5 protein-coding genes and 1 pseudogene are annotated in these 4,007 nt (G+C 62.1%); 3 read left to right on the top strand and 3 right to left on the bottom strand.

Annotated elements, in window-relative coordinates; translation table 11 throughout:
* Nucleotides 1–2 precede the first annotated feature (2 nt).
* A complete protein-coding gene (locus MLGJGCBP_RS54320) occupies nucleotides 3–293 on the bottom strand; it encodes a DUF1016 N-terminal domain-containing protein (protein ID WP_236581145.1) in 291 nt (96 codons plus the stop codon).
* Between the two features lie 238 nt (nucleotides 294–531).
* On the opposite strand from MLGJGCBP_RS54320, the gene MLGJGCBP_RS16630 reads away from it, so the two are divergent.
* Nucleotides 532–846 (top strand): hypothetical protein, encoded by a 315-nt coding sequence (locus MLGJGCBP_RS16630; RefSeq protein WP_160096994.1) that lies wholly within the window; start codon nucleotides 532–534, stop codon nucleotides 844–846.
* Nucleotides 847–1,344: 498 nt separating this feature from the next.
* Here the strand turns inward: MLGJGCBP_RS16630 and MLGJGCBP_RS16635 are convergent, their stop codons facing one another.
* A complete protein-coding gene (locus tag MLGJGCBP_RS16635; RefSeq protein WP_160096995.1) occupies nucleotides 1,345–1,536 on the bottom strand; it encodes a zinc finger domain-containing protein in 192 nt (63 codons plus the stop codon).
* 692 nt (nucleotides 1,537–2,228) lie between these two features.
* Here MLGJGCBP_RS16635 and mihF point away from each other — a divergent pair.
* Nucleotides 2,229–2,546, top strand: coding sequence for an integration host factor, actinobacterial type (mihF, locus tag MLGJGCBP_RS16640; protein ID WP_160096997.1), 318 nt, complete (start codon nucleotides 2,229–2,231; stop codon nucleotides 2,544–2,546).
* Between the two features lie 60 nt (nucleotides 2,547–2,606).
* Here the strand turns inward: mihF and MLGJGCBP_RS16645 are convergent, their stop codons facing one another.
* Nucleotides 2,607–2,948 carry a histone-like nucleoid-structuring protein Lsr2 gene (locus MLGJGCBP_RS16645; RefSeq protein WP_160096998.1) on the bottom strand — a complete coding sequence of 114 codons (342 nt, stop codon included), beginning with the start codon at nucleotides 2,946–2,948 and terminating at the stop codon, nucleotides 2,607–2,609.
* Nucleotides 2,949–3,438: 490 nt separating this feature from the next.
* Here MLGJGCBP_RS16645 and MLGJGCBP_RS16650 point away from each other — a divergent pair.
* A pseudogene (locus MLGJGCBP_RS16650) lies at nucleotides 3,439–3,944 on the top strand (helicase associated domain-containing protein).
* Nucleotides 3,945–4,007 lie beyond the last annotated feature (63 nt).

Here is a 4,007-nt window from a genome sequence, read left to right on the forward strand (position 1 = left end):
CGCTACGAACGCCACGGCGAACACTTCACCGGATTCCTCCACCTCGCCGCCGCACTCACCTGCTTCAAGAAACTTCCCACATGAGACACGCTCTTAGGCATATTGGGACCAGCCGCGTTCGAATGCCGCGGCCGCCTACCAGTCGCGGATGTTTGGTCGTCGCGTCGGTCGATCAGCAGCAGCACGTGGCCCCACGGAAGTTGTCCAACAGCTTGTTGGACAACTGCGCTTCGCGGCCACTCGGAGGGGAATTTCCGCATGTAGTGGCGGTTGCTCCGGGAGAATTCTCGCATTTCGGGGAACTCTGACCGTAGGTCCGCTGCGAGGCGGTCGATGACCTTGCTCCCCTACCCCTCGGCGGCCTGTCGGTCGAGGATGGCCCGGCCGATGTCCCAGTACAGCAGGAGCAACTCGGTGTTGACCACCCGCGATGCCCGGATTCGGGCCTGGCGCACCTGCGCCTTCAGGTGTCGAGGAAGTCGCGGTAGTCGTCGGGCAGCAATCCGAAATCGTTCACCGAGCCATCTTCCCGTGGACGGCGAGGAAGTCAGCAGGGGCCCTCATCCGGGGCGCGTCGACCTCTGCCTGGCGCTGACCTACCACAATGGTCAACAATCGAAACTACGTACGTTCGATGAGTTCTCGCGCTGGCAGCCCACCTATCATCCGAAACCCTGGCGGAAGGTTTCGCCGCCCCAACCGGTGACGGTCGACCTCGCCTGCGCGATAGCGCATGACGGCGGTCGCCTCGCCCATGACCTCCCGCTGCGGGTTCGCGCCGAGGGACTCAACCTCGACATCCATGTTCCCCCAGTGGCGCCCGGCCACCGCGGTCGCACCGCGTGACCCCAGAGTGGCGAACTCATGATGTCGACCATCGGCTCAAATCTACCGACGCCCCCTCCGCCGGACGATGTCCGTACGTCACGGCACGCGGCCGGTGAGGGTCCCGGACACCGTGGGATCCCTGATCGAGGGCAGGCCGCAAGCGACAGCTCCGGCTGCTTCGGGATTTCGGCGCCTCGCCGCGACGCGATCACCGATCGTCGGCGAGGCGTGGAACGGTGGTCCTCCACCGCACGGGGTGAATCTCCGGTGTCTATCGAGGGACCTCAGAGGGAACTACCTGTACCGAAGCAGCACGACCTTGTGGCCAGTTCGCGCGAACACGAAGTGTCACACCAGAGCGAGAAGGTGGGCGAAGCAGCGGGCACGATCCTGCCGAGGCGGGGATGCCGTGGCGACCACGCCCTGCACCAGCAAGGGTTCGCATTTGATCCTCGCCGCCCACCGATTCCGAGTGGGAGTCGATGGTGCACCTCTTACTGCGTGCAACAATCTTCCCTACTCGCCGTCATCTCGCTCCGCATCCGGATCGGCATCGGGAAGTTCATCCTTATCAGGCCATTTCGCGAGCTTGACACGATGGAGGCAGGGAATCTTGCGCGCGTACCCATCCTTGGTGACGCATCGCTCACCAATACCTACACGGCAGTGCGGGCAGGGAATATGAGCAACGAAGTCGAACGGATCCATCACTCACCTCCACTGCCCGTTGGGTGGTCGGCCGCAGCCTGCCTGAACATGGCGAATCATGCCGTACCGACGCATTCGCCACCACTGAACGCTGTTTCGCCATCGGCTCGATGAGGCCGATCTTTCGCGCGGCGCTTCCGGGCGCCGTATCTCACCGAAAAGATCAGCACCCGCCAATCGAGGATGCGGGGACTGTGGGAACAGTAGGCGAACTGTGCGCCGAATGGCGCCGGGTCGAGATCGGCGTGTCGACACCGCCACAACCAACTCGGCTGCCGATCTGCCCGGGGCATGACGTCCGTCGATGACGCCACACCATGTTCGCGCTCACCCGGCCTCTGACTCCGGTTCAGCGGCCTCGCGACGGGTCGCCCTGGCAGATTCCCGAACACCTCTCAATCGCTGCGTTCGACTTGGCTGCACCATCTTTCAAATGAGATAGGCATGTTGTCGGCATGCACCAACCACCCAGACTCAGGTAGGAAACCGATGTGGAGGGACAACGATCAGCGCTAGCGAGACACACTGAGGGACACGTGATCGAGCACCGCAGGACAACAGCCTGGGGATGTAAAAACAGCCATCCGGAGATCGACCCTAAACGGTCGGTACGCGAATATGTCCGCCCTACCTGGCACGATGATGAGGGAAAGCCGAACAATCTAGCCGAACAACGCACCAAGGAGCCCCTCATGGCACTGCCCGTCTTGACACCGGAACAACGAGCCGAGGCACTGGCGAAGGCAGCGGAAGCCCGCAAAGCGCGGAGCGAACTCCTCTCCGCAGTGAAGGCGGGAGATCTCAGCGTCGAAGCGGTACTCACCAAAGCCGAGACGGACGAGATCGTGAAGAAGACGAAGGTCTCGGCACTGCTCAAGGCGCTTCCCGGCGTCGGCGCCGTGAAGGCCGCGAAGCTCCTCGAGGAATTGTCCATCGCTGACACCCGCCGTATCGGCGGCCTCGGCGCCAACCAGCGTCAGGCACTGATCGAGGCATCGTCCGCCTCCTGAGTTGAGCCGGCAGCCTCCGGAAGCCCGAAATGCGCTGGCCGGAGGCTCTTCCTCAGTGGTTCAGTGAGCCGCGTTGTACGCTTCCTCGATCTGCGCGGGGATTCGTCCGCGCGCCGACAGCTCATAGCCTTCGGCGGTCGCCCATTCCCGAATTTCCTTCGCTCGCTTGCGCCCCTGCGACGGATCCACCGCCGTGGTCGATCGACGTTTCCTTCCCCCGACCCGTGTCGCATGCTCGATGTAGAAGTCGAGCGTTTTGTGGAATTCCCTGGCGTTCTTCTCTTTCAGGTCGATCTCGTAGTCGACGCCGTCGACAGAGAACGGAACGGTCTCGCCTTTTCCGTCCTCGATCGGAGTTCCGTCGAGGTCGTCGATACGTTCGACAACAATTTTGCGCGCCACAGTTCCACTCCTTCATCGCCGATAACCCGGGGAACATTACTTCGAAGTAATGTTCACGCGCCACCCCATGCCACCAGGACTTCGATCAGAACACCACCGGTTCCGAGAACCGGGCAGAGCACGGTCAAGATCGTGGCGGGATCTCAATCCGGTAGCTCGGAATCGGCCGAGGCGCCCGTCTGTCCCACTCTGGCAGCACAAGTTGGGTCGAGGACGTCACGTGCGTTTGTCGGTTCCTCGGATCTCGGCACAGCGCAACTGAAGCCCGAATGTGCAGGGTCCGGTCAGTCACCGATGCACTGATGCTGTCGTGAAAGATTCCCGCTGCGCCCGGTCTCAGACTCTCGGGACGAGAACGGGATCGAGCAGCGCGAGACATGCGGATGGCTGAGGACACCCCGCAGTCGGCTCACCCAATCAGGTGACTTTCATGACACGCCGCCAATGTGATTGACATTCTTGAAGATGACGCCTTCTACTTGACAAATATATGGATTTCACAGAAGGACTGATCATCATGCGTACTCGACGGTCCGCAGTCTCGGCACTGGAGCTGTACTCCGAGTTCCGGCAACAGCATCCCCACGCACCGATACCCGAGAACTACGTGTCCGAATGCGGTTTCCGGCTCGGTCGCTGGCAATACCGGCAACGCGTCGCTCGAATGCTCGGCACTCTCCCGGCAGAGCGCATACGCCAACTCGATTCGATCGGATTCGTGCGGAGCGACGACGATACCCACTACCTGCCGTCCCCCGAACCGACAGCAAGCGACGTCGAATGCTGGCCGAGATCGCCGCTTACCGCGAGCAACACGGCAACGCACTCATTCCCGCGAACTACGTCAACGATGACGGCGAACAGGTCGGTCAGTGGCTCTATCGGGCAGTGAAGAAGTGGAGGGTCGATGCTCTACCCGACGAGGAGCGTGGCCCCCTTGCCGTTCTCGGTGTCTCACCCGGTCGACGCCCACGTGGGCCGAGAACGGCAGCCTAGAGCTGATTGCCCGCCTGAGAAGCAATTACGCTGATCGAATGGCTCCTTCGGAGGGCGTCAGGA

Source organism: Rhodococcus sp. T7, from assembly GCF_009872365.1.
Classification (GTDB): Bacteria; Actinomycetota; Actinomycetes; order Mycobacteriales; family Mycobacteriaceae; genus Rhodococcus_F.